We start from the raw sequence: 25873 nt of genomic DNA, 5'->3' as shown, positions 1-25873 counted from the left end.
AAAAAGCCCGCTTGCGCGGGCTTCCTTCGTCAGCGCCGAGGCGCGGTGATCACTCGCCCATCTGCTTCTGCAGGTGTTCCCAGCGCTCCTGCTCGTCGATGGTGCGCTCGGCGGTCAGGCGTGCCTCGAGGCGATCGAGACCGATCTCCTCGCCCGAGTCCACGCTGTAGCCGTATTCGCCCGAATCCACGCGCTTGAGCGTGCTGTCGATCTTGCCGATCAGCTTGCGGTAGCGATCGCGGGTACGCAGTTCGAGCGAGTTCTCGGTTTCACGGGTTGCGCGCTCGGCTTCGTCGCCGACGTCACGGACCTCGTCCTTGAGGTTTTCGATCGTCTGCTTCGATTCCTCCACCAGATCCGCGCGCCAGTTGAGCAGGCGCTGGCGGAAATACTCGAGCTGCAACGGGCTCATGTACTCCTCGTCGGCGCTGGGCTTGTAGCCCTGCGGAAGAATGGGACGACCTGTTTCTGCATCGGTCTTGTACTGCACGACCTTCACCTTTGTTCTTGGCGCCGGAACCTGCTGGCGCGCAACGCCCGCGACGGCGACCTTGCCGGCCGGACGTGGACGCTTTGTGGGAGTGGATGCCGGCGCCGGTTTCGGCGCGGCGGTTTTCGCCGGGGCGGAAGCCGTCTTCGGGGCCCCCGCCTTCGGTGCGGCAACCGGCTTGTCGCTGATCGACTTCGCCGGTGCCGTCTTCTTTGCGACGGGCGTCTTCGCAACCGCGGGAGCGGCTGCGGGCTTCGGCTTCGTCGCCGGCTTGGCGGCCGCGGTCTTTGCCGGAGCCGCTGTCGCCGTCTTCTTCGCAGGTGCCTTGGCGGGTGCGGTCTTCGCCGAAGCCGCCTTTGCCGTATTCTTCGCGGGTGCCTTGACAGGCGCAGTCTTGGCCACCTTCTTCGCAGGCGCCTTGGCCGGTGCCTTGCTCGCAGCCGGTTTGGCGGGCGCTTTCTTCGCCGCAGCCTTGCTGGCGGGGGCAGCCTTCTTCCCGGCAGGCGCTTTCGCTGCGGGCTTGACGGCCTTCTTGACGGCCTTCTTTGCGGGTTTCTTGACTGCCACGAGCTGCTTTCCTTGTCATTCCCTTGGGCGGGGAAGCGGCGTGTTATACCCTGCCTAACCCTGCAGCGGCAACCGCCCCCACCCCTGTGTTCATCGCCCTCGCCGACCTGTCGTGATCGCGCGCCTGCTCATCCTCGTGTTGCGCGGCTACAAGCGCTTTGTCAGCCCCCTGCTCGGCCAGCGCTGCCGTTTCCATCCCAGCTGCTCGAGCTACGCGATGGTTGCCCTCGCCCGTTTCGGCGTGCTGCGGGGCGGCTGGCTTGCGCTGCGCAGGCTTCTCCGCTGCCATCCCTTGCATCCGGGCGGACACGATCCCGTGCCGATGCCGAAACTGGACCCCCGAGCATGACTTCGACCCTGATCCGCAACGCACGCCTTGTCAACGAAGGCCGGATTTTCGATGGTGACCTGCGTATCGGCGCCGACGGCCGCATCGCCGCGATCGGCAGTGCACTGGACGCGCGCAGCGGCGACACCGTGGTCGATGCGGCCGGCCGCTGGCTGCTGCCGGGCATGATCGACGACCAGGTGCACTTCCGTGAGCCGGGCCTGGAACACAAGGCCGACATGGCGACCGAGTCGGCCGCCGCCGTCGCCGGCGGCCTGACCAGCTTCATGGACATGCCCAACACCAGCCCGCCGACGCTCAGCGCCGACGTGCTGCAGGACAAGTACGACCGCGCCGCCGGCCGCGCCCGGGCCAATTACGGCTTCTACATGGGCGCGAGCAACGACAATCTCGACCACGTGCGTCGCATCGATCCACTGACCACGCCGGGCGTCAAGGTGTTCATGGGTGCGTCGACCGGGAACATGCTGGTCGATGATCCCGACACGCTCGACGGCATCTTCCGCGAAACGCCGGTCCCGATCATCACGCACTGCGAGGACACGCCGACGATCGACGCGATCCAGCGCGAGTACGTGGCGAAGTACGGCGAGGACATCCCCGCCGAATGCCACCCGGACATCCGTTCGCGCGAGGCCTGCATGAAGTCGACGCAGCTGGCGCTTTCGCTGGCCCGCCGCCACGACACCCGCCTGCATGTGCTGCACATCTCGACCGCAGACGAACTGGCGCTGTTCGAGCGCGGTCCGCTGGTCGATGCCGCGGGCCGCCTGCGCAAGCGCATCACCGCCGAGACCTGCATCCACTTCCTGCGCTTCGACCGCGCCGACTACGCGCGCCTGGGTCATCTGATCAAGTGCAATCCCGCGATCAAGGACGCCTCCGACCGCGAGGCGCTGCTGCGCGCGCTGGCAGACGACGTCATCGACGTGCTGGCCACCGACCATGCGCCGCACCTGCTGAGCGAGAAGGAAAACCCGTACACGCGCGCGCCGAGTGGCCTGCCACTGGTGCAGTTCGCCCTGGTCGCCGCGCTCGAGTGCGTGCACGAAGGCCATTTCGACATCACCCGGGTCGTGCAGAAATTCGCGCATGCGCCGGCGCAGCTGTTCGATGTCGCCGAGCGCGGCTTCCTGCGCGAGGGTTACTTCGCCGACCTGGTCATGGTGGAAGACGTCCCCTTCACCGTGCAGCGCGAGCAGGTGCTGTCGAGGTGCGGCTGGTCGCCGTTCGAGGGCACGACCTTCCGCTCGCGCATCGCCTCGACCTGGGTCAACGGCCGCCTCGCATGGGATGGCAGCCAGCTCGTCGGCGAGCCGGCCGGGCAGCGCCTCGCCTTCGCCCGCTGAGAGCGCCGCGCTGCACCGCCTTCATCGGCTGACGTGTAGCGTGCGCGCCCCTCCATCCGACTCCCACCCGGACCACGCATGACCCTGCTTCGCCGTTCCCAGCTCGCGCTGGCGCTGATCGTCCTTTCGCTCCTGCTCGCGGCGCCGCTGGTCGCGCAGGACACGAGCGATGTGCGCTTTCCGGCGCAGGTGCAGCAGGGGAGCCTCGTCGTCGGCAAGGTGCCGGCAGGCAGCCGGGTCCGGTTCCGCGATCGCGACCTGCGGGTCAGCGGTTACGGCACCGTGGTCCTGGGCATCGGCCGCGACGAAACCGGCCCGGTGCAACTGGACGTGACACGCCCGGATGGCAGCCGCCACCCGGCCTCCATCGCGATCACGCCACGCGACTGGCCGGTCGAACGCGTCAACGGTGTGCCGCCGGCCACGGTCAATCCGCCGCCGGCGATCGCCGAGCGCATCCGGCGGGAACAGGCGCAGGTCACCGAGGCCCGCCAGCGCGACGACGACCGTGTCGATTTCGGCAACGGGTTCATCCGTCCGGTGGAGGGCCGCATCAGCGGGCGCTTCGGCCGCGCCCGTTCCTACAACGGACAGCCGGGCTCGCCGCATTCGGGCATGGACATTGCGGCACCGACCGGCACTCCGGTCAGGGCACCGGCCGCCGGTATCGTCACCTTCGCCGCGCCCGACCTCTATCTGACCGGCGGCACCCTGCTGCTCGACCATGGGCATGGCGTGAGTTCGAACTTCCTGCATCTCTCGCGCATCGATGCCAAGGTGGGCGATCGGATCGAACAGGGCCAGGTCATCGGCGCGGTCGGCGCGACCGGACGCGCCACCGGGCCGCACCTGCATTGGGGGATGAACTGGCTCGATGTGCGGGTCGATCCCCAGCTTGCGCTGGAGCGGCCCTGACGGGATGCGCCAGCGCTTCTTGCGCGCCAAGCGTATCCAGATCAGCTGATGGGTACATCATTCCCCGGCAGCGACGCCGCAGGCGAGTCGGAGCCAGCGCGGCAATCCGATCCGCGCGCCGCCACAAGCAGCCGATCATTGACGCGCCCTGGACCGGATGCGGTGACGGGAGGGTCTGCGATTCGCCAGGTCGATGCGGCCTTCCGGGCCGGTCAATCCCGCCCGTACCCCGCTGGCGGAGACCTCAGGGACCGCTGACCCGGGCAATCGCGTCGTGCGCGTGCAGGCTCTCGAAATGCGAGACCGTCGCCTCGAAACGGGCAATGCGCGGATCCGACGACAGGGCCGCCGATACACGGCGGGCGGCGTCCTCGCAGAACATCAGGTTTTCGGCGTTGAGGCTGGCGAAGGCCTGCTCGTCCTCGCGCTTGACCGCGGTCTGCACCGGCGTGCCGAGCGCGTGCTCCAGGGCATCGACGATCGCGAGGACCGGAAACACATCGACGTCGTCGGCCAGGCGCATGCGCACATCGGCACGACTGCGCTGTGCATGCGGGGTCGCGGCCAGACCGCGCGGCGATTCCAGCCATTCGCGGACTGCGTCGAAACCGCTGGTGGACGGGGTGAAGTCGCCGGCGAAGCGGGCAGCATTGAGCTGGCGCGAGAGCGCAGCGGACGCCGGGCAGGTGCTGGAGTATTCGACCGACAGCGCGAGTGTCAGCGCCAGCCCATCCGGTGACAGCACCGCATCGATTTCGACCGGATATGTCTTCCAGCCACTGTGCGCGCTGGCCAGTGCGGGGCGCCGTAGCAGCTGTCCATAGCGCAGCGTCAGCTGGACTCGGTCGGCAAGCCCGCGCTGTGACTCGATGCAGTCGCGCAGAACCCGCGCGATGGTGCCGCGGTCGAGCGTCTGGCTCGAGAATGCATCCTGCAGATGCAGGTACAGCCGCGACATATGGATCCCGCGCGCATCGGGATCGATCAGATTCACACCGATATCTGCGGAAGCCGGGACCGTCACAGTTCCGCCATTGGCATCCTCGATGCGCAGCGGGATGGCGATATTGCCCATGCCGACCCAGTCCAGCAGGCGTGCGGCCTGGGCCTGGTCGCCGGCAACGTCGGGGAGGCGGTCGGTGATCGATGCGGTGTTCAATACGGGCTCGCGGCGGAATGCGGGAAATGAAGCGTCGGGCGGCGCGCGCACCGACATGAAGCGAAGACGCGCAGTCTACCGGCTCGCCCAACACGGCCCCCGCAACGCTGCGTTTCCGCCGACCCTATTGGAACGGGATTCAGCGCGCCAGGGCGGCGCGCCAGCTCGACCACAGCACGCGCAATGCAGGTACCGGCCGCGCCTCGTCCGTACGCGCCAGGATCGCCAGCCGCGCGCCGCTGATGGCGTTGGCGATGCGGCGCGGGCGCGTGCCGGCGTCGCGCGACGGCCACTGCTCGAGCAGCTCCGCGGCCAGCGCGCGATCGATGCGCACGAGGGCCTGCTGGGCGAGCAGCGGGACCGCCGTGATGCGGCCATCGCCACTGTCGCGGCTGCCGTCTCCGAACAGCCGCGCCTCGCATGCGGCGATCGCGAGGGCGAGATCCTGCGTCTGCGCCAGGTTGCCGGCGAGCTGGTTCGGATGTTCGCGGGTCGCCGGGAGCAGCCGCAGGGCGAGCGCCAGCGTCTGCCATGGGGCATCCACGCGCTGCAGGTGCGTCCCCAGCGGATGGCGCCGCGCACCCTTGCCCCAGCCCTGCAGCTCCTCCTGCCACCACGCGAGCTTGGCCAGGCCCGGGGTCGCCTCGGCCCCTGCCCATGCGGCGTCGCCGAACTCCTCGAGCAGCGAGAACCATGCGGCTGCACGCTCGCGCATGGCTGGTTCGACGAACGCCATGCCGATGCGCCATTCGGGCCAGCGCGCCTGCCACTTGGCGACGAAATCCTCGTCGGCCGGTCGCAATGCAGCGCTCATGGTGCCGGCCAGCCGCGCGGCACCGCGAGCGCATCCGGTGCGTCGTGCATCACGTCGCCCTGCCAGGCGATCGGGTCGTCCTCTTCCAGGCGGTAGCCCCACAGCGCGACCACCGAAGGCATGCCTGCGGCCCGCGCGGCGGCGATGTCGCGCGCGTCGTCGCCGACATAGACGCAGTCGCCGGGCGCCACACCGATCGCCTCGGCGGCGTGCAGTAATGGCAAAGGATGCGGCTTGCGCTCGGCCAGCGTGTCGCCGCCGACCAGCACCGCGCAGCGATCCTGCCAACCCAGCTGCGGCAACAGGCGCGCGGCCAGGTATTCGGGCTTGTTGGTCACGATGCCCCAGCGGGTACCGGCCGCTTCCAGCGCGGCCAGCATCGGCTCGATTCCTTCGAACGGCGCGCCGTGGCGGCCCAGTTCCTCGGCGTAGACCGCCAGGAACTCGGGCACCAGTGCTGCGATGCCTTCGGCATCGAGTTCGGGAAACGCCACTGACGCCATCGCCCGCGCGCCGCGCGAGACGACCGGGCGGATATCGGCCAGCGCGCGCGGCGCACGGCCGCGGGCGGCGAGCATGCGGTTGACGGTCGCGAGCATGTCCGGCGCGCTGTCGAGCAGCGTGCCGTCGAGATCGAACAGTGCGCAGGCGGGGAACGCCGCGCGGGGGGCGGACGGACTCACTCGGGTTTCCGTGCCCAGGCCAGGTAGTTCACGTCGGTGCGCGACATCAATCGCGCGCCGTTGCGCCAGGGCTCGTACATCAGCCCGGTGACCTCTTCGAGCTGCAGGCCTGCCGCGCGCAGCCACGCCGCAAGTTCCGACGGCTTGATGAAGGACGCGTACTGATGAGTGCCGCGCGGCAGCAGCCGGGCCACGTACTCCGCGCCGATGATCGCCAGCGCGAACGCGGCCGGCGTGCGGTTGAGGGTCGAGACGAACAGGGTTCCGCCGGGCTTGAGCAGCGTGGCGCAGGCCTGCAGGATCGCGGCAGGGTCCGGCACGTGTTCCAGCATTTCCATGCAGGTCACCACGTCGAAGCTGCCCGGCTGCTCGGCGGCGAGCGCCTCGACCGACCGCACGCGGTAATCCACGTCCACTCCGCTCTCGAGTCCGTGCAGCCCGGCCACCTTGACCAGATCCTCGGCCAGGTCGATCGCCGTGACCCGGGCGTTGCGCCGCGCCATCGCTTCGCTGAGCAGGCCGCCACCGCAGCCGACATCGAGCACCCGCGCGTCGTCGAGTCGCGCACGGCCGATGATGTAGTCCAGGCGTACCGGATTGAGCGCATGCAGCGGCTTCTGCGGGCCGTCGACATCCCACCAGCGATTGGCGAGCGCGCCGAACTTGTCCAGTTCTGCCTGATGGAAGTTGTCGCGTGCTGCGTTCATGCTGCCCTCGTCTTGCGTACGTACTTCGGACTTGATGCCATCATGCGCCGGGGCGCAATGTGGCGATGCGCTCGCGCCATTGGCGCGCATTCGCGGTGATGGCGTCGAGATCGAACCCGACCAGTGTGCGCGACCGCAGCTTCGGCTGCCCGGCGATCCAGACATCGCTCACCTGGTGGCGCCCGGTCGCGTAGACCAACTGCGAGACCACATGGTGCAGCGGCTGGGTTTCGACCGGCGACAGGTCCACGCAGATCAGGTCCGCCTGCTTGCCCGGCTCGATCGAGCCGGCCAGGTGACCGAATCCGACCGCCTTCGCCCCACCCAGGGTGGCGGCGCGCAGCGCGGTGAATGCATCGAAGCCGGCAGCATCGTTCGCGACCGCCTTGGCCAGGATCGCCGCTGTGCGGGTCTCGCCGAACATGTCGAGATCGTTGTTGCTGGCAGCGCCATCGGTGCCGATCGCGAGGTTCACGCCCGCCCGCTCGAGCGCGCAGGCCGGGCAGAAGCCCGACGCCAGCTTGAGATTGGATTCCGGGCAATGCACGACGCTGACACCGCGCTCGGCGCACAGATGGATCTCGCTCTCGGTCAGCTGGGTCATGTGCACCGCGATCAGCCGGTCGTTGACGAGCCCCAACCGATCGAGCCGCGCGAGCGGGCGCTGGCCATACTTGTCGAGCGACTGCTGCACCTCCTGCGCGGTCTCGTGCAGGTGCAGGTGCACCGGCAGGTCGAGCTGGTCGGCGAGCATGCGGATGCGTTCGAAATTCGCGTCGCCGACCGTGTAGGGCGCGTGCGGGGCAAAGGCCATCGCGATCAGCGGATCGTCGCGCCACTGGTCGTGCACCTCGCGTGCGCGCTCGAAATACGCGTCGTCGCTCGAGGCCCAGGCGGTCGGGAAATCGATCACCGGCAGACCGACGCGCGCACGGAAGCCATGCTGTTTGTAGACAGCGGCCTGCACGTCGGGGAAAAAGTAGTTCTCGTTGACGCAGGTGGTGCCGCCCCGGAGCATTTCGGCCAGCGCCAGGGTAACGCCGTCGGCGACGAATTCCGGGCCGATCACTGCGCCTTCGATGGGCCAGATGTGCTGTTGCAGCCAGACCTTGAGTGGCAGGTCGTCGGCGATCCCGCGCAGCAGCGTCATCGGATTATGGGTATGCGCATTGACCAGCCCGGGCAGCAGCGCCGATTGCGGACGTGCCACCGTTTCGGCCGGCGCATAACGCTGCCGGGCCTCGGCGATCGGCAACACGGCGAGGATCTCGCCGCGATGCACCGCAACCGCGTGGTCGTCGTGGACCACCGCGTGCGGCTCCACCGGCACCACGTGCGCCGCTTCGATCAGCAGGTCGATGGCCTGCGGGGTTTCGTCATGCATGCTCATTCGTCCTCGGCGGCGTGGCGCCAGTGGAAGGGCGATACCAGTGCGTCCACGCCATGGCGGGTGCCGTCATGGCGCAGGACCCGGCTCGTGCGGCGACGCAGGCACGTGCCCTCTTCAACGTGTCCTCTTCACTGCCGGGCGCGCTTTCGATGCGCACCACATCGGCGGCGACGCGCAGATCGGCAGGCGCGTTGCAAACCCGGATCGCCCCCGATGCGGTTGGCGTCCGCCCCGGCCCCAGGCGCAGCCTCGCGCCCGGCTGCAGGGGTCGCCTTCGATCCCCTGACCGGAAGTCCGTCATGAAAGCGAAGATCGGCCGATGCGCCGGACATCGTCTCCCGCCGGCAACACGGACGCCCGGGGCGATACATGCACGCTCCGCAGTGGACATGCGCCGCCCGCGGATGCGGCGCCCGACTTGATCGCAAGCAGCTGCGTGCAGGCACCGGCCCGGACACCTCGCGTCATCACTTGACCCGGCTGACGTACTCGCCCGAACGGGTATCGACCTTGATGACCTCTTCCTGGCCCACGAACAGCGGCACGCGCACCACGGCGCCGGTCTCGAGCGTCGCCGGCTTGCCGCCGCCGCCGGAGGTGTCGCCACGCACGCCCGGATCGGTCTCGGTGATCTGCAGCTCGACGAAGTTGGGCGGCTGCACCGCGATCGGGGTGCCGTTCCACAGCGTCACCACGCATTCTTCCTCGCCCTTGAGCCACTTCTCCGCGCCGCCCATGCCGGCCTTGTCGGCCTGCACCTGCTCGAAGGTCTCGGGGTTCATGAAATGCCAGTACTCGCCGTCGCTGTAGAGATACTGCATGTCGGTGTCCATGACGTCGGCCACTTCCACCGAGTCGGTTGCCTTCATCGTCAGCTCGACGACGCGGCCGGACTTGATGTTGCGATACTTCATGCGAGTGAACGCCTGGCCCTTGCCCGGCTTCACGTACTCGGTGTCGATGATGACGCACGGCTCGCTGTTGACCAGGATCTTCTGGCCGTTCTTGACGTCATTCATGCCATAACTGGCCATCATCTGCTCCTGCTGGGCCGGGCGCGCCGGCGGCTACACTACGGGTTTACCGCCCGCGACACGCGCGGGTGGCTCTGTCTGTTGGATCCAATCGCACATGATACCCGCAGCCCTTCTTCCGATGCAGCCGCGCCGCTGGCAGCAGGCCTGGCGCGAGGCTGTCCGCGACCCGCGCGAGCTGCTCGCCCTGCTCGGCCTCCAGGACCTGGCGCTCGGCGTCTCGTCCGAAGCCGCCGCACAGTTCCCGTTGCGCGTACCACGCGGTTTCGTGGCCCGCATGCGCCACGGAGACCCGCACGACCCCTTGCTGCGCCAGGTCCTGCCACTGGACGCGGAGATGCGTCCCGTGCCCGGCTTCACGCTCGACGCGGTCGGCGATGGCGCGGCCAAAGTTGGGCCAGGCGTGATCCACAAGTACGCCGGCCGTGCGTTGCTGGTCGCGACCGGCAGCTGCGCGGTGCATTGCCGCTACTGCTTCCGCCGTCATTTCCCCTATGCGGAGGAGACCGCGGCGGCGGGTGCATGGCGCGAGGCGATCGCGGCGATCGCGGCCGACCCGAGCATCGAGGAGGTCCTGCTGTCGGGTGGCGACCCCCTGTCGCTGGCCACCGCGAAGCTGGCCGAACTCACCGAAGCGCTGCGCGAGCTGCCGCACGTGCGCCGCCTGCGGCTGCATACGCGCCTGCCGATCGTGCTGCCCGAACGCGTGGACGCCGAGCTGACCGGATGGCTCGCGTCCCTGCCCTGGCCCGTCGCGATCGTCGTGCACGCCAACCACGCCAATGAGTTCGATACCTCGGTGGATACCGCAATGCGCGACCTGCGCGCGACCGGCGCCACCGTGCTCAACCAGGCCGTGCTGCTGCGGGGGGTCAACGACGATGTGGACGCGCTCGCCGCCCTGGCTGAGCGCAGCTTCGATGCCGGGGTACTGCCCTATTACCTGCATCAGCTCGACCGGGTGGCCGGCGCCGCGCATTTCGAAGTCGACGACGAGACCGCGCTCGCGCTGCATGCGGCCCTCGTGGCGCGCCATTCCGGATATCTCGTGCCCCGTCTTGTGCGCGAGGTCGCAGGCGATGCATCCAAGCGCGCGATCAGCGCCGCCGCTGATGGACGGATTGCGCCCCCCATGGCATAAGGCGGTCTGTCATGGAGACCCAAATGTCGACCCGAGCCGACACTGCCCTGCGCCTGCTGATCGTCGACGACCTCGTCGAGAATGCGGAAGCGATCGCCAGCGGACTGCGCAACGCCGGCATCGCCGTGCGTCCACTGCGGCCCGAATCCGACGACGAGCTCGGCCGCATGATCGGCAGCCAGTCTCCGGACGTGGTCATCGCCGCGCGTGGATCCAGCATGCTGCCGTTCCCGCAGGTCATGCAGCGGGTCGCCGACAGCGGTCGCGACCTGCCGGTGATCGCCCTGGTCGATGCGCTGGTGGAGGCCGACTATGTGGACGCGATCCAGTCGGGCGCCCGCGCCGTCGCGCTCCGGCACACGCCCCAGCAGGTGCTTGCCTGCGTGCGCGAGGCTTGGGCCGATCGCGATGCGCGCCGCAGCCTGCGCAGGCTTGAAGCGCGGGTGCGCGAGACCGAACGCCGCTGCGATGCACTGATCGATTCGTCGCGCGATGCGATCGCCTACATCCACGAGGGCATGCATATCCGCGCGAACACGGCCTATCTGGAAGTGTTCGGCTACGAGAGTTTCGAGGACATGGAGGGGGTCTCGCTGCTCGACATGGTCGCGCCGCAGCACGTCGACTCCTTCAAGACTTTGCTCAAATCCCTGAGCAAGGGCGAGCCGCCCCCGCCCCGACACGAGATCGAGGCGCGCGGCCTGGACGGCAAAGCGTTCCCGGCCGCGATGGAATTCACCGCGGCGCAGTACGAGGGCGAGCCCTGCCTGCAGGTGATCCTGCGCCGGCGCGAAGAGATCGGTGCCGACCTCGTGCTGGAGCTCGAGGAACTGCGCCACCGCGACCAGGTCACCGGGCTGCTGAACCGGCCCACGTTCCTGCGCGCGATCGAGGATGCGGTCGATGACGCGGCGCAGTCCGACGTGCAGTACGGCTTCCTGATGCTCGAGCCGGACCACCACCAGCAGTTGCTCGCCGACATCGGGCTCGACCATGCCGACGATCTGCTGGCGGCCGTCGCCGCGCGCCTGCGCTCCCTGCTCGGGGACGACGCGACCGTCGCCCGCTATGGCGGCCATACCCTGGCGGTCCTGCTGCGCGCCAGCGACTACCACGCAACGGTGACGACCGCCGAGCGCCTGCGCGCCGGGTTCGCCGACCATGTGGTCGAGATCGCCGAACGCTCGAGCACCGTCACCATCAGCATCGGCGGCGTCCAGGTCGGCGAGAAGATCGCCAACGTCGCCCAGGTCCTTGCGCGCGCCAGCAACGCGCTGGAGTCCGCATCGGGCACCGGCGGCAATCGCTGCGAAGTGTTCGACCCCAGCGCGGTCGACCGCGTCGAGGAAGAGCGCGTCCAGGCCTGGGTGGCCCGGCTGCGCGGCGCACTCGATGCAGACGGGTTCGTGCTGCATTACCAGCCGATCATCAACCTGCAGGGCGACAACGCCGCGGTCTACGAGATCCTTCTGCGACTCGACGGCGGCGACGGCGAACTGATCCCTCCGAGCACCTTCCTGCAGATCGCAGAAGACAACGGCATGCTCGCCGAGATCGACCGGTACGTGGCCTCGCGGGCGATCGCGGCGATCGCGCAACGCCTCCGCGCCGGCCAACCCACCACCTTGCTGGTCAAGGTCAGCCAGGCCTCGCTGGACGGCGATGCCTTCGCCGACTTCGTCGGGGCACAGCTCGCCGAACAGCAGGTGCCGGGCGAGTACCTGGTGCTGCAGCTACCCGAATCGAAGGTGTTCACCCACCTCAAGGCGGCCCAGGCCTTCGCGGCGCGCATCGCCCGTTTCGACGGTCGTTTCGCCCTCGAGCAGTTCGGTGTTGGCCTCGACTCGTTCCAGCTGCTCAGCCACCTGCAACCGCATCTGCTCAAGCTCGATCGCAGCTTCACCGACGATCTGCCCACCAATACCGAGAACCAGCAGCGGATCGGCGAGATCGCCCGGCGTGCACGCGAGTTCGGTATCCGCACCATCGCCGAGTTCGTGCAGGACGCAGCGAGCATGTCGATCCTGTTCGGCGCCGAGATCGACTACGTGCAGGGCAACTTCCTGGCCGCAGCAGGGCCCGGCATGCAGTACGACTTCGACTAGCGTCGCCGCTCGCCGGCCCTATTGCAGGGCCGGCGTCCAGGTCAGGCTGGTGATACGCCATGTGCCGCCGCGCAACCGCCATCCGCTTTCGATCCGCCAGGCCTGCGCGCTGTCGGGCAGAAGTGCGCTCCCCTCGCCGCCCGTGAGCGCGGCGCGCGCTCGCACGAGCGCGCGATCCTCGCCTTGGAGCTGCACGTCCAGCGGGCCGGTGATCACCCCGATTCGCTGATGGCGCAGCATCAGGGCTGCAGCCATCTGCCGCGCCGCGCGGCGGTCCATGTTCTGCGGCCCGATGAAATCCTCGTCGAGCAGCTCGGCCACGGCGGATGCGCTGCGCTCCTCGATCGCCGACTGCAGCGCCGCGACCTGCGAACGAACCGCTTCTTCGGGGGACGACGCGCCGCCGCAGGCGACCAGCGTCGTCGCAAGCAGCACCAGTATCGCGGCCGGAACGGCAATCCTCCAGCGGGACACAGTGGGATATGGCAATGGCATGGAGGCTCCGGGTTGTGGCAAACGTCGGCATTTTCGCAGCGACCATGCACCGAACTCCTGCATTTACGCCGCGACGCGCCTTGCCTCCCCCCGGTGCCTATGCTCCAATCTGGCGCATTGCACAGGCACGTTCGCCAGTCCGAGTGACGGCCTTCAATCTGGGAGAGGAATGCATGACCGAGCGACGCCCGTGGCTGGCGAATTATCCTGCAGGCGTACCGGCGGAGATCGATCCCGAGCAGTATGGCTCGGTTCCGGCAGTCCTCGACGAGGCGATCGCGAAATTCCGCGACAACGTCGCCTTCTCCAACATGGGCAAGACGCTCACCTACGGTGAACTCGACGCGCGCAGCCGCGATTTTGCGGCGTATCTGCTCGGCGAACTCAAGCTCAAGAAGGGCGATCGCGTCGCGATCATGATGCCCAACTGCCTCCAGTACCCGATCGCGACGTTCGGCGTCCTGCGCGCCGGGCTGACGGTGGTGAATACCAATCCGATGTACACCGCGCGCGAGCTGCGCCACCAGCTGGTGGACTCGGGTGCGTCCGCAGTGCTGGTCATGGACAACTTCGGCAAGACCGTCCAGGACGTGCTGCCTGATACCCAGGTCAAACAGGTCATCACCACCGGCCTTGGCGACCTGCTCGGTTTCCCGAAGGGTCCGATCGTCAACTTCGTGCTCAAGTACGTGAAGAAGATGGTTCCCGATTACGCCATCCACGGCGCGATCCGCTTCCGCGAGGCGCTCGCACTCGGGCACGAGCACGAGCTGCCGCCGGTCACCATCACCCTAGACGACATCGCCTTCCTGCAGTACACGGGCGGCACCACGGGCGTAGCCAAGGGCGCGATGCTCACCCATCGCAATCTCGTCGCCAACATGCTGCAGGCCTCGGAATGGATCGGTCCGCGCGCGCGACCGGGCCAGGAAACCATCGTCACCGCGCTGCCGCTCTACCATATCTTCGCGTTGACAGCGAACGGGCTGGTCTTCATGCGGCTCGGGGCCAAGAACATCCTGATCACCAATCCGCGCGACATGCCGGGCTTCGTCAAGGAGCTCAAGCGTGAGCCCTTCACGGCGATCACCGGTGTCAACACGCTGTTCAACGGCTTGCTCAACACACCAGGTTTTTCCGAGATCGATTTCAGCCCGCTCCGGCTCACGCTGGGCGGCGGCATGGCCGTGCAGCGCGCCGTCGCCGAACGCTGGAAGAAGGTCACCGGCGTGACCTTGGTCGAGGCCTACGGGCTGACCGAGACCTCGCCCGCCGCGTGCATCAATCCCATGGATCTGCCCGAGTACAACGGCTCGATCGGCTTGCCGGTGCCGTCGACCGATGCCTGCATCAAGGATGAAGACGGCGCGATGCTGCCTGTCGGCGAAGTCGGCGAGCTGTGCATCCGCGGCCCGCAGGTGATGAAGGGGTACTGGCAGCGCCCCCAGGACACCGCCGATGCGATCGATGCGGACGGCTGGCTGCATACCGGCGACATGGCCCGCATGGACGAGAAGGGCTTCTTCTATATCGTCGATCGCAAGAAGGACATGATCCTGGTGTCCGGATTCAACGTATATCCCAACGAGGTCGAGGACGTCATCGCGATGATGCCGGGCGTGCTCGAGGTGGCGGCGATCGGTGTGGATGACGAGAAATCAGGTGAAGCGGTGAAGGTCATCATCGTCCGCAAGGATCCGACGCTGACTGCCGAGCAGGTCAAGGCCCACGCGCGCCAGCACCTGACCGGCTACAAGCACCCGCGCATCGTCGAGTTCCGGAACGAGCTGCCCAAGACCAACGTCGGCAAGATCCTGCGGCGCGAATTGCGGGACGAACCAAAGAAAGCGTGACGCGCATCACATAACAGGCTGGGTTCCGCCGCATTCTGTGACGGAGGCGGCGAAATCCTTGCCCTGTTGGCCCGATGAGCGCATAGAAGCGCTATCGGGCATATCTGTATCAATCGGGCCCTGCCGGGGCCCGGCCGGTGGGGTCCTCTGCAAGGGGATCACCATGAACAATGTCGAACAACTGTTGCGCATCCGCCCATACCCGAACATGCGGGTGGAGTCGGATCCGGCCAATCTCGTCCACTGGATGTACATGCACAGCCAGCTGGCCGCAGGGGATCGCCCCTGCTTCCGGCCCGGCCTCATGGACGACATGTGGAGCTTCCTCAATTCCATCACCCTGCGCGAGCAGCAGCGCCAGCCCGGTCGCCTCCGCCACGTGGTGGTCGCCTCCGACGCCGACGCGTTCAATCTCGGCGGTGATCTTGCCCTCTTCGCCCAGCTGATCCGGGCCGCGGACCGCGAACATCTGCTGGCCTACGCCCGCAAGTGCGTGGACGGCGTCCACCACATCCATTCGGGCCTTGGTGGAGACGTGCGGATGATTGCGCTGGTCCAGGGCGATGCATTGGGCGGCGGCTTCGAACTTGCGCTCTCGTGCCAGACGATCGTCGCCGAAGCAGGCGCCCAGATGGGCCTGCCCGAAGTGCTGTTCGGGCTGTTCCCGGGCATGGGCGCCTATTCGTTCCTCAGCAAGCGGGTGGCGCCGCAACTTGCCGAGCGCATCATTCTCGAAGGCAACCTCTTCAGCGCCGAAGAGATGCACGAGATGGGCGTGGTCGACGTCCTCGTGCCGCGCGGCGAAGGCCCGGCTGCGGTTGCGGACCTGGTCCGCCGGCAGCAGCGCGCACCCCATGCGCACATCGCCCTCAACACCGTGCGCGGTATCGCGCAGCCGGTCGGCTTCGACGAGCTCATGCGGATCACCGAGGTCTGGGTGGATACCGCGCTCGCACTCGACGACCGCTCGCTGAGAACGATGGACCGCATCGTCAAGGCACAAACCCGTCGCAGCTACCTGCCCAACGCCGGTGCCGCTGCCCGCTGATCTACCAGATCAGCACTCCCTTCCCCGGTCGCGCGCGGACCCAGCCTGTCCGCGCGCGCGAAGGGCGCGACCGCCCTCGTCGAACTGCGCCGCGAGCGTGTCGAGACGTCGGCGCCATTCGCGTCGCAGCTCCCAGTCCGGCAGCGCCATGATCTCGCCACTGCCAGCCGCCAGCTGCACCAGCCCGACGTTGCCCGATACGCCCTTGAGCGCGTGCGCATGGTCGCGCATCGCAGACCAGTCTTCCCCCTGCCCGGCCTGATCGATCCCCGCCAGACAGGTGCGCGCATCGTCCATGCACTGGGCGACGAAGGTGACCACGAAGTTGTCGCCCAGACCGAGCGATGCGAGTTCTTCGAGCACGCCGGTGTCGAGGACGCCATCGCGTGGCGCCGCCGCCACCGGAATCGGATCGGCCTCGCGCACCGGTCGCGACCCGGGCACCGCGATGTCCGCCAGGAGGTCCAGCAGGCGCGAGGCGACCACCGGCTTGGCCAGAAAGGCGTAGGCCCCGGCCTTCCGGCAGTTCGCGATCGATGACGGCGTGACGTCGGCGCTGAGCACGATCACCGGCGTGCGCGCGGAACCTGCCTCCATCACCCGCATCTGCCGCAACATGTCCAGGCCGCTCATGCCGGGCATGTGCAGATCCACGACGATCGCGTCATGGTCGTCACTGGCCAGCACATCGAGCACGTCCTCGGCACCGGTCACACTCGTCACGCTGTGGCCGGCCTTCTGCAGCAGGCGTTCCAGCACCATGCGGTTGGCCGCATGGTCGTCGGCGATCAGCACGCGCATGCTGCGCACGCGCAGACGATGGCGCATGAAGGGATCGCTGAACGCGATGACATTGACCGGCTGCGTATCCATACGCGTCACGGGCTCCAGCAAACCGGCCTGGTCCGGGCCTGCCGCGCCGAGCGCATCCACCTGCTCGAACGGCAGTTCCACCCAGAAACGGCTGCCCGCGTTCTCGGTGCTTTCGAATCCGATCGTCCCGCCCATTGCCTCGGTCAGGCGCTTGGCGATGCTGGTCCCGAGGCCTGTGCCGCCGAAGCCACGGGAGAGGGTCGTATCGGCCTGCTCGAAGGCCTCGAACAACCGGGCCCTGGCCGAAGCGGGAATGCCGATGCCCGTGTCTGCGACGGTGAACTTCAGCCGCAGCGTGTCCGACGGGCCGGAGGCGGTGCCCACGTCGAACCGGACCGAACCGGCGCGGGTGAACTTGACCGCGTTTCCGACCAGATTCGTGAGCACCTGGCGCAGATGGGCCGGATCCCCGAGCAGCAGGTCCGGCACGTCGTCGGCGACCGTGGACACGTAGTCCAGGCGCTTGGCGCGCGCTCCGGGCTGCAGCACCAGATCGACACTGTTGACCACCTCGCGCAGCGAGAACGGCTGCACGACGACGCGCAGCTTGCCCGCTTCGATCGCGGAAATGTCCAGCACGTCCTCGACCAGCGAGAGCAGGCTCGAGGTGGACGCGCGTATGGTGCCCAGATATTCGCGCTGCTCGTCGTCGAGCCGGGTGGTCGCCAGGAGTTCGGACACACCCGCCAGGCCGTTGAGCGGCGTGCGGAATTCGTGACTCATATTGGCCAGGAAGCGGCTTTTGGCCTCGCTGGCGCGCTTGGCCTCGCTGGTGGCATTGGTCAGGTCGCGCAGCAGGCCCGACAGGTACAGCGGTATCGCGACAAGGCCGATCAGCAGGCCGATGCCAAGACTGAGATTCGCGTGCCAGTACGGGGTAAGCATCAGCACGCTGCCGAAGCTGATGGCCGCCATGGTCATCGCCGCATAGAGGTAGCGATTGCCGAAGCGCAGGCCGTTGCCCACGGTGACCCACAGGATCAGCACGTACACCCAGCCGATCGGCCCACCCATCACGGTCATGGCCGCGCCCATCAGGCCGTAATCGGAAAACATTCCGACCACGCGGCGCGGATGCGAAGTTTCCGGGCGCGCGACGATCCACATCAGCAATGTCGCACCGATGCAGAAGCCCACGATCACCATCGCCATGACCTGCTCGAAGGCAGGCAGACGGGTTCCGGTGTGGTCCGTCCATAGCAGAAAGACCAGCACCACGAACAGCAGGGCGAGCCGGATCGATGCCTGGCCATGCTCGCTGTCGGGGCGGCCCGACAGTCGATCCTCCAGCCAGCTGACGGCGTTCATCCCGGGCGGATCACTGCAGCGATCCCGCCGGGCGCCCGCCGAAGCGCGCACAGATCAGCTCCAGACGGGGCACGTTCGCAAGCATCGCCTCCACGCAGCGAGGATCGAAATGCCGCCCGCTGTTCTCGGCGATGTAGGCGAGCGCCTCCTCGATCGACCAGGCGCGCTTGTAGGGGCGCTTGGACATCAGGGCGTCGAACACGTCGGCAATCGCGACGATCCGTGCCTCGAGCGGAATCTGCTCACCGGCCAGACCATCGGGATAGCCCGTGCCGTCGAAGCGTTCCTGATGCCGCAGCGCGATCAGGGCGCTGAGCTGGATGAAGCGATTCTGGCTGTTGCTGAGCAGCTCGTAGCCGATCTGCGGGTGTTCACGCATCGTCGCCATCTCCTCGGCGGTCAGCGGACCGGGCTTCATCAGGATGGCGTCGGGGATCGCGATCTTGCCGATATCGTGCAGCGGCGCAGCCAGCTCGATCATCCGCACCTCGTCCTCGAACAGCCCCATCGCCTCGGCGACCATGCCCGCGACCGCAGCAACGCGTTCGAGGTTGGCGCTCGTGCTGGCGTCGCGATACGCGATCGCCCGCGCCAGCCGGGTCAGGGTCTCGCGTTCGCGCTCCTCGACCTCGTGCATGCTCTTGAGCAGGCGCTGCTCCAGCGAAAGCGCGCGCTGCTTCACCGATTCGGATTGCTGCCGCAACTGCAGCAGGTTGCGGCAGCGTGCCCGCAACTCGCGAGGACGGACCGGCTTGACCAGGAAATCGATGACCCCCGCCTCCAGCGCCGCCTGGCGGATCGGCTCGTCGCCGACCACGGTGACCAGGACGATCGGCACGTCGCGATGCAGCATCGGCCGCCGGAACCGCCGGGCGAATTCCAGCCCATCGACGATCGGCATCCGGTAGTCGAGCAGCAGCAGGTCGGCGCGGTGGTCCTCGCACCAGCGCAGCGCGACCTCGGGATCTCCGAAGTCGAACACTTCCAGCTCGGGACTGATGTCCTCGAGGATGTGACGCAGCATGGTCCTCGCGGACGTCTGATCGTCGACGATGACGATGTTCATGCCGAGCTTCCTCCAGTGATCCCAGCCGCATCATCGCGGCCGGGGTTCATCCGAAGCAAGTCCCGCGCCAGCAACATCCGCCATTCCGGCCCCGCCGCACCGGGATGTCCAACTCGTGGCGCGGCCCGGATGGCCGTCTGGCGGGGGCAGCTGGGGCCCTCAGCCGTCAACCTGCGGTCGCATATAGGGAAACAGCAGCACGTCGCGGATCGATGCCGAGCCGGTCAGCAGCATCACCAGACGATCGATGCCGATGCCCAGCCCGCCGGTCGGCGGCAATCCGACCTCCAGCGCACGGATGTAGTCGGCGTCGTAGTGCATGGCCTCGTCGTCGCCGCCGGCGCGCGCATCGACCTGGGCGCGGAAGCGCGCGGCCTGGTCCTCGGGATCGTTGAGCTCGGAAAATCCGTTGGCGAACTCCTTGCCGCCGATGAACAGTTCGAAGCGGTCGGTGATACCTGCTTCGTCATCGGACTCGCGCGCCAGCGGCGAGACCTCGACCGGATAATGGGTGATGAAGGTCGGCTGGATCAGGCCGGCCTCGACAGTCTCTTCGAAGATCTCGAGCAGCAGCTTGCCCCAGCCGTCGCCGGCCTTGACGTGCAGCCCCAGGCGCGCGCAGTGCGCGGCCAGGGCGTCACGGTCGCGGCAGTCGGCAACCGTGATCTCCGGATTGAGTTCGCGCACGGCTTCCTCGAGCTTCCAGCGGCGGAACGCCGGACCGACATCGATCGCATGGCCGTCCCACTCCAGCGCCGTGGTACCGACCGCCTGCTTCGCCACATCGCGGATCAGCCCCTCGGCCAGGTCCATGATCTCCTCGTAGGCCACGTAGGCCTCGTAGAGCTCGAGCATCGTGAACTCCGGGTTGTGCCGGGTCGACACGCCCTCGTTGCGGAAGTTGCGGTTGATCTCGTAGACCCGTTCGAAACCGCCCACGACCAGACGCTTGAGATAAAGCTCGGGCGCGACGCGCAGGTACAGGTCGAGGCCGAGCGCGTTGTGGTGGGTCATGAACGGCTTGGCTGCGGCGCCGCCGGCGACGTAATGCATCATCGGCGTTTCGACTTCGAGGAAGTCGCGGCTGTCGAGCCACTGGCGGATCGCGGAGATGATCCGGGAGCGCTTGACGAACACCGCGCGTGCTTCCGGCGAGACGATCAGGTCGACGTAACGCTGGCGGTAACGCTGCTCGACGTCGGACAGGCCATGCCACTTGTCCGGCAACGGGCGCAACGATTTGGTCAGCAGGCGGATCGTCTCGACCTTGACCGAAAGCTCTCCGGTCTTCGTCCGCATCAGCGTGCCTTCGGCGGCGACGATATCGCCCACGTCCCAGGTCTTGAATGCGTCGTAACGATCGCCCAGCGTCGACGACTGAAGGAACAGCTGCAGTCGGCCGCTCACATCCTGGATCTGCGCGAATGCGGCCTTGCCCATGAGCCGCTTGGCCATGAGCCGCCCGGCCACGGCGACCCGCACCCCCTCGGCCTCCAGCGCCTCGCCGCTCCAGCGCTCGGCATCACCGTAGCGCGCCTGCAATGCGCCGGCCTCGTCACGGCGCCGGAAATCGTTCGGGAAGGCCACGCCCTGCCCGCGTAGCGCGGCCAGTTTGCTGCGACGCTCCGCGATCAGAGCGTTCTCGTCGACGGGCTGCGGATTGGCGGGTTGCTGGTTCATGGCGATCTCTGCGAAGTGGAACCGCGGATCTGCATCGAAACGCGGAGGTGAATACGGACGCCGGGCATGAAAGGCCGGCTGCCGGGGGGCGGACCGTCCGGTCGTTGCGCGACCGGACGCCGGGAAGGCGCCATCGTACGGAGTGGCGCATTGACGGTCCGTGTGCGCCAGATGAACCTCGACACGGACCACCAGGCCGCAACCGCGCGGCCATGGGTTGGCTCTGGAAACTCAGCTCGCGTCGGTGCGCTTGGCGCCGGCCTCGAGGCCGGATTTGAGCGCGGCCTCGACGAACTCGTCGAGATCGCCGTCGAGGACCTTCTGCGTATCGCTGCGCTCCACGCCGGTCCGCAGATCCTTGATGCGGCTCTGGTCGAGCACGTAGTTGCGGATCTGGCTGCCCCAGCCGATGTCGGACTTGGTGGCTTCCAGCGCGTCCTTCTCCGCATTGCGCTTCTGCAGTTCCAGCTCGTAGAGCTTGGCGGCCAGCATCTTCATCGCGGTGTCGCGGTTCTGGTGCTGGCTGCGCCCGGTCTGGCAGGCGACGACGGTATTGGTCGGGATGTGGGTGATGCGCACCGCCGACTCGGTCTTGTTGACGTGCTGGCCACCGGCGCCCGACGAGCGGTACACGTCGGTACGCAGATCGGCGGGGTTGATGTCGATCTCGATGTTGTCGTCGACTTCCGGCGATACGAACACCGATGTGAAACTGGTATGCCGGCGGTTGTCGGAGTCGAACGGCGACTTGCGCACCAGCCGGTGCACGCCGATCTCGGTCTTGAGCCAGCCGTAGGCGAAATCGCCCTCGATCCGCACGGTCGCGGACTTGATGCCCGCGACTTCGCCGCCGGAAACCTCCATCAGCTCGGCCTTCCAGCCGCGGCTTTCCGCCCAGCGCAGATACATGCGCAGCAGCATTTCGGCCCAGTCCTGGGCCTCGGTGCCACCGGCGCCGGCCTGGATGTCGACGAACGCTGCGGCGTGGTCCAGCTCGCCGGAGAACATGCGCTGGAATTCCAGCTTGTCGACCTCGCTGCCGAAGCGTTCGACGTCCTCGACCACCGCCTGCGCGGTGTCCTCGTCATTCTCCGATTCGGCCAGCTCCAGCAGTTCACTGGCGCCTTCCAGCCCCTCGGTCAGGCTGCGGATGCCGTTGACGGTCTTGTCGAGCGACGAACGCTCGCGGCCCAGCGCCTGTGCGCGCTCGGCATCGTTCCAGATGTTCGGGTCTTCGAGCTCGCGCTCGACTTCTTCCAGACGCTCGCGACGGGCGTCGTAGTCAAAGAAACCCCCTGAGCGCATCCAGCCGACCGCGAAGGTCGGCGATGCGCTGGCGAACGGGATTGAGTTCAAGCATGGGATTGGGAACCGCGGAAAACCGGGGATTCTAACAAGTCCTCGGCCATGCCGCGCACCGCGCCCGGGCAGGTGCATAGCGAATCTGTTTAGACTCGATGCTTGCCAACGGGGACCCTGGCAGGACAACGCGACCACATGACCACACGCACAAGATGGACGTTCCGGCTGGCCGCCGCTCTGGCGGGCGCGACGCTGGCCTGGATCGCACCGGTTTCGGCGTTGACGCCGCCGACTCCGGTGTCTGCCGCCGCCGACATCGATCGCTGCTTCGAGCTGCGACAGCACGATCCCGCGGCCGCGCTGCAACTTGCCGACGCGGTCCTCGCGCGCGGCCCGCTGGCACACGATGAAGAGATGAAGCTGCAGAGCTGCCTCGGCCGCGCCGCGGCGTTGCTCGGTGACGGCAGGCGCGCTAGCGCATCGGTCGATCGCGTCGAATCGCTGCTGCAGGCGCATCCCATGCCGCCCGCGTTCCAGCTGCGCGCGCTGTCCAATGCCGGATCGACCCTGCATAGCGTCGGCTTCATCCCGCGCGCGCTCGATCTCTACATTCGCGCGTACGAAGCGGCGGAACTCGACGAATCCGCCATCGCCCAGACCGTGATGCTGATCAACGTCGGCAGCATCTACAGCGAAGAACTCGAATCCTACGAGGCTGCCGAGCGATTCTTCGAGCAGGCCGACGAGATCATCGCCGGCTCGGATCTGCCCGAAAAGCAGACGGTCCTGCTGCACTTGAACCGCGGCCTGAACTACCTGCGTGCGGGCCGAGACCGCGACGCCCTGGTCAACTTCGACGCCGCTGCGCAGTTGGGAGACGACGACGATTACATCGGGCGTCGTGCGCGCGCCGAGCGCATCGCCATCCGGTCCCGGCTGGCAAAGGGCGGAACCGCGTCCGCCATGGTCGAGCTGCGGCGCATCGCCGACCTGCAGTCCGAGTCCGGTGACCGGGCGGGCGCTGCCATCACCCTGCTGCGCATGTCCAGGCTTGCGCTCGACGACGGCACGCCGGACGTGGCGCGCACGCACGCGGAACACGCGATGGCCTTGGTCGGCACGGCGCAGCCGTGCAGGGAGTACAGCGATGCGGTGCGGGCGAAAATCGCAGCCTTGCGCGCGGGCGGCAGGTTCGAAGAAGCGCTGGATGCGCAGGAGGCCCTGCTGGGGTCGGAGGTCCGGAACCTGCGCTCGCAGAACCTCGACAGCCTGGCCGGGCTGCAGGCGAAACTGCTGGACCAGGTGCGCGAGCGCGAGATCATCGCGCTGCGCGAGGCGCAGCAGGTCGAAGCGCTGAACCTGATGCACACGCGCTGGCTGCGCAATGCCGCGGTGATCTGCGCCATCGTGCTGGCCGTGCTGATGCTCGCATTCTGGTGGTACCAGCGCCGGGTCAACCTGCGCCTGCATCACCTCGGATCAGCCGATGGACTGACCGGGCTGGAGAACCGCGGCGCCGCGATGCGCCGCCTGGGGGCCACCCCGCTCCCGACACGGCCTGCGCTGCGCAACGCGGTGTTCCTGATCGATGTCGACCACTTCAAGCAATGCAACGACCGCTACGGGCACGCCACCGGTGACGCGATCCTGGTGCAGATTGCCGCCCGGCTGATCGACTGCTGTCGCCCGGGCGACCTGGTGGCGCGCTGGGGTGGCGAAGAGTTTCTGGTCTCTTGCCCGGGCATCGAATTGCGTGCCGCCACCGAGATCGCCGAGCGGCTGGGGAACGCGATCGGCGGCGCATCGTTCGAGATCGACGAGGTGGGCGCAGTGCCGTTGTCGATCTCGCTCGGCTTCGCCTGCTGGCCGTTTCTTCCTGGCAGTGCGACGAGCCGCGGTGGCTGGCAGGATGCAGTCGGCCTGGCCGACCGCGCGCTCTACGCATCCAAGCGCGGCGGGCGCGCGGCGTGGACCGGTCTGTGGGGAAGCGATGCCGTCACTGACGCGACGATTGCGGAAATCCTGCGCGACCCGGAAGCCGCGATCGCATCGGGTGCCGCGGCCGCGTGCAGCAGCCGGGCGCAGATTCACTGGGGCGCCGGAGAAGCCGAAGTGGACGCGGAGCCCACCGCGGCGCAATCACGGCCATAACCGCGGCGATGCATCGTGCGGTCCGCTCGATCTGCTGCCAGACCGGCCCTGCCCCGCCCTGCGCAGAACCGGTCGCCGGAGTCAGCGACGCTCGAGCGAGATGCGGTAATTGCCGCCGGTGTCGCCGTCCACCGACGAAGCTTCGACGACATAGCTGCCCGACTCGAGCCGCTGTGCGATGCGTGCATTCAATGCGCCGCCGCCATCGTCATCGGTCGCCACTTCCTGGCCGTCGCGGCTCAGGCGCAGATAGCTGTCGACGTCGTCGGAGTGCATTGCGATGGCGTACTCGCCAGCGCTGCGGATGTTGAACGTCCAGCGGTCGGTCATGCCGGGCAGCAACGTGGCCTCGATCGGACGGCCCGCCGCCAGCGTGCCGCCGCCGACATTGTCCGGCGCTTCTGACGCAGCAAACGCCAGCGTGTACAGACCGGCGCCCGCGGATGCAGCGTCGGCGCGCAGCGTGTAGTCGCCCGGCTCGAGCAGCATCGAGATGCGCGCGTTGAGGCCGTCGCCGCCGTCGTCGTCGGTCTTCTCCACACCGTTGCCGGCCAGGTGCATCAACGGATCGATCTCGTCGCTGCGCATGTCGATGCGGACGACGCGACGCGCCGGCAGCGAGAACGTGTACGCATGCGCGTTGCCTTCGTACAGGCCGGTCAACGTGCTGCCGACGTCCAGTGCGCCGCCTTCCCGCAAGCCGCCTTCAGGCAGCGGACGCGCGGCCACGCGGATCTGGTACAGCCCGTTGATGCGATCGCCGCCATAGCCTTCGGCCGTCAGCGTGTAGGTGCCCGGCGCGAGGCGTGCGCTGATACGCGCGTTGCTGCCGTCGCCGCCGTCGTCGTTGCTCAGCGCAACGCCAGGACCATCGAGCTTGAGCACCGAGTCGAAATCGTCGGACATCATGTCGATCGTGTAGAAGCCGGCCTCGTCGATCTGCAGCGGCAGCTGGCGACGCGCATCGGTCCAGTCACTGATCGCCGCGCCCACGCGCAGGGTCTCGCCGTTGTAGGCCTCGATCGCCGTGGCCTGCAACGTGAACGGACCATATGCACTGGCATCGACCCCGCTGACGGCAATGGTGTAGCTGCCCGCTCGCCTGGCGCGCACGACCAGTGGCGCCGATTCGCGCTCGGGATTGGAGGTCGCGACCAGATCACCGTCATGGAAGGCCGTGAGCCTGCCACGCAGCGCGCCCTCGAGCTTGAAGGCGACGACTTGGCCCTCGCGCAGATCGATGCGGTAGAGCTGGCTGCGCGAGCCGTCCTGGTGATTGAGGCTGGACCGGCTGGTGATCTCCCCGCGACGTTCCGCGCCGAGCGTCAGGGCATCGGCGGGTTCGGCCACGGCGGCGGCGGGAGACATCGAGGGTGCCATGGCAAGCGCAATGG

General features: G+C 67.8%; 21 protein-coding genes. 8 read left to right on the top strand and 13 right to left on the bottom strand.

Translation table 11 applies throughout. The features are described from left to right. Positions 1 to 49 precede the first annotated feature (49 nt). Positions 50 to 1057, bottom strand: coding sequence for an RNA polymerase-binding protein DksA (dksA, locus tag CNR27_RS09405; RefSeq protein ID WP_096298222.1), 1008 nt, complete (start codon positions 1055 to 1057; stop codon positions 50 to 52). A gap of 112 nt (positions 1058 to 1169) precedes the next feature. Here dksA and yidD point away from each other — a divergent pair, with 112 nt between their 5' ends. The 3 genes from yidD (at position 1170) to CNR27_RS09390 (ending at position 3670) form a co-directional block, all read left to right on the top strand. Beyond that, positions 1170 to 1406 carry a membrane protein insertion efficiency factor YidD gene (gene yidD / locus CNR27_RS09400; protein WP_096298220.1) on the top strand — a complete coding sequence of 79 codons (237 nt, stop codon included), beginning with the start codon at positions 1170 to 1172 and terminating at the stop codon, positions 1404 to 1406. Continuing rightward, complete coding sequence (locus tag CNR27_RS09395; RefSeq protein ID WP_096298218.1) at positions 1403 to 2755, top strand: dihydroorotase; 1353 nt, start codon at positions 1403 to 1405, stop codon at positions 2753 to 2755. Before yidD ends, CNR27_RS09395 begins: the two co-directional genes overlap by 4 nt. 78 nt (positions 2756 to 2833) lie before the next feature. Further along, the gene (locus CNR27_RS09390) at positions 2834 to 3670 is read left to right on the top strand and encodes a M23 family metallopeptidase (protein WP_096298216.1); all 837 of its coding nucleotides are present in this window, start codon (positions 2834 to 2836) and stop codon (positions 3668 to 3670) included. Positions 3671 to 3914: 244 nt separating this feature from the next. On the opposite strand, the gene folE2 is transcribed toward CNR27_RS09390, so the two are convergent. The 6 genes from folE2 to efp all read right to left on the bottom strand — a co-directional run bounded on the left by folE2 (position 3915) and on the right by efp (position 9457). Beyond that, complete coding sequence (folE2, locus tag CNR27_RS09385) at positions 3915 to 4829, bottom strand: GTP cyclohydrolase FolE2 (RefSeq protein ID WP_233580176.1); 915 nt, start codon at positions 4827 to 4829, stop codon at positions 3915 to 3917. Positions 4830 to 4968: 139 nt separating this feature from the next. Next, on the bottom strand, positions 4969 to 5643 hold the full coding sequence (locus CNR27_RS09380) for a phytoene/squalene synthase family protein (protein WP_096298213.1): 675 nt from the start codon (positions 5641 to 5643) through the stop codon (positions 4969 to 4971). After that, positions 5640 to 6326, bottom strand: coding sequence for a phosphoglycolate phosphatase (locus CNR27_RS09375; RefSeq protein ID WP_096298211.1), 687 nt, complete (start codon positions 6324 to 6326; stop codon positions 5640 to 5642). The genes CNR27_RS09380 and CNR27_RS09375 overlap by 4 nt, the downstream gene beginning before the upstream one ends. After that, a complete protein-coding gene (gene ubiG, locus CNR27_RS09370) occupies positions 6323 to 7033 on the bottom strand; it encodes a bifunctional 2-polyprenyl-6-hydroxyphenol methylase/3-demethylubiquinol 3-O-methyltransferase UbiG (RefSeq protein WP_096300498.1) in 711 nt (236 codons plus the stop codon). Before ubiG ends, CNR27_RS09375 begins: the two co-directional genes overlap by 4 nt. A 40-nt stretch (positions 7034 to 7073) precedes the next feature. Then, complete coding sequence (locus CNR27_RS09365; RefSeq protein WP_096300496.1) at positions 7074 to 8417, bottom strand: TRZ/ATZ family hydrolase; 1344 nt, start codon at positions 8415 to 8417, stop codon at positions 7074 to 7076. 473 nt (positions 8418 to 8890) lie between these two features. Continuing rightward, positions 8891 to 9457: an elongation factor P gene (efp, locus tag CNR27_RS09360; protein WP_096300494.1), complete on the bottom strand. Its 567-nt coding sequence runs from the start codon at positions 9455 to 9457 to the stop codon at positions 8891 to 8893. Between the two features lie 97 nt (positions 9458 to 9554). Here efp and epmB point away from each other — a divergent pair, with 97 nt between their 5' ends. Both epmB and CNR27_RS09350 read left to right on the top strand, forming a co-directional pair. Then, a complete protein-coding gene (gene epmB, locus CNR27_RS09355; RefSeq protein ID WP_096298209.1) occupies positions 9555 to 10598 on the top strand; it encodes an EF-P beta-lysylation protein EpmB in 1044 nt (347 codons plus the stop codon). A 23-nt stretch (positions 10599 to 10621) separates the two neighbouring features. After that, the gene (locus CNR27_RS09350) at positions 10622 to 12703 is read left to right on the top strand and encodes an EAL domain-containing response regulator (protein ID WP_096300493.1); all 2082 of its coding nucleotides are present in this window, start codon (positions 10622 to 10624) and stop codon (positions 12701 to 12703) included. Positions 12704 to 12721: 18 nt separating this feature from the next. Here the strand turns inward: CNR27_RS09350 and CNR27_RS09345 are convergent, their stop codons facing one another. Beyond that, a complete protein-coding gene (locus CNR27_RS09345; protein WP_157745385.1) occupies positions 12722 to 13261 on the bottom strand; it encodes a nuclear transport factor 2 family protein in 540 nt (179 codons plus the stop codon). A gap of 110 nt (positions 13262 to 13371) precedes the next feature. Here CNR27_RS09345 and CNR27_RS09340 point away from each other — a divergent pair, with 110 nt between their 5' ends. Both CNR27_RS09340 and CNR27_RS09335 read left to right on the top strand, forming a co-directional pair. Continuing rightward, entirely contained in the window at positions 13372 to 15051 is a 1680-nt protein-coding gene (locus CNR27_RS09340; protein WP_096298205.1) for a long-chain fatty acid--CoA ligase, read from the top strand. 163 nt (positions 15052 to 15214) lie between these two features. Then, a complete protein-coding gene (locus tag CNR27_RS09335) occupies positions 15215 to 16099 on the top strand; it encodes a crotonase/enoyl-CoA hydratase family protein (protein WP_096298203.1) in 885 nt (294 codons plus the stop codon). A gap of 9 nt (positions 16100 to 16108) precedes the next feature. Here the strand turns inward: CNR27_RS09335 and CNR27_RS09330 are convergent, their stop codons facing one another. From CNR27_RS09330 to prfB, 4 genes are all read right to left on the bottom strand, one after another. Beyond that, a complete protein-coding gene (locus CNR27_RS09330) occupies positions 16109 to 18280 on the bottom strand; it encodes an ATP-binding protein (RefSeq protein WP_096298201.1) in 2172 nt (723 codons plus the stop codon). A 10-nt stretch (positions 18281 to 18290) separates the two neighbouring features. Then, the gene (locus CNR27_RS09325; RefSeq protein ID WP_096298199.1) at positions 18291 to 19346 is read right to left on the bottom strand and encodes a response regulator; all 1056 of its coding nucleotides are present in this window, start codon (positions 19344 to 19346) and stop codon (positions 18291 to 18293) included. A 159-nt stretch (positions 19347 to 19505) separates the two neighbouring features. After that, positions 19506 to 21026 carry a lysine--tRNA ligase gene (gene lysS / locus CNR27_RS09320; RefSeq protein ID WP_096298197.1) on the bottom strand — a complete coding sequence of 507 codons (1521 nt, stop codon included), beginning with the start codon at positions 21024 to 21026 and terminating at the stop codon, positions 19506 to 19508. Positions 21027 to 21257: 231 nt separating this feature from the next. Further along, positions 21258 to 22386, bottom strand: a protein-coding gene (gene prfB, locus CNR27_RS09315) for a peptide chain release factor 2 (protein ID WP_096298195.1) whose coding sequence is annotated in 2 segments (ribosomal slippage) — positions 21258 to 22310 and positions 22312 to 22386 — 1128 coding nt in all. Because the reading frame shifts where the segments join, the coding sequence is not laid out codon by codon here. 137 nt (positions 22387 to 22523) lie between these two features. On the opposite strand from prfB, the gene CNR27_RS09310 reads away from it, so the two are divergent. Beyond that, the gene (locus tag CNR27_RS09310) at positions 22524 to 24479 is read left to right on the top strand and encodes a tetratricopeptide repeat-containing diguanylate cyclase (RefSeq protein WP_096298193.1); all 1956 of its coding nucleotides are present in this window, start codon (positions 22524 to 22526) and stop codon (positions 24477 to 24479) included. Between the two features lie 81 nt (positions 24480 to 24560). Here the strand turns inward: CNR27_RS09310 and CNR27_RS09305 are convergent, their stop codons facing one another. Next, on the bottom strand, positions 24561 to 25847 hold the full coding sequence (locus tag CNR27_RS09305; RefSeq protein WP_157745382.1) for an ABC transporter substrate-binding protein: 1287 nt from the start codon (positions 25845 to 25847) through the stop codon (positions 24561 to 24563). Positions 25848 to 25873: the final 26 nt, after the last annotated feature.

The sequence above is a fragment of the Luteimonas chenhongjianii genome (assembly GCF_002327105.1).
Classification (GTDB): domain Bacteria; phylum Pseudomonadota; class Gammaproteobacteria; order Xanthomonadales; family Xanthomonadaceae; genus Luteimonas; species Luteimonas chenhongjianii.
Note: the sequence above shows the minus strand (reverse complement) of the source record. Positions and strands in the feature narration are given on the sequence as shown.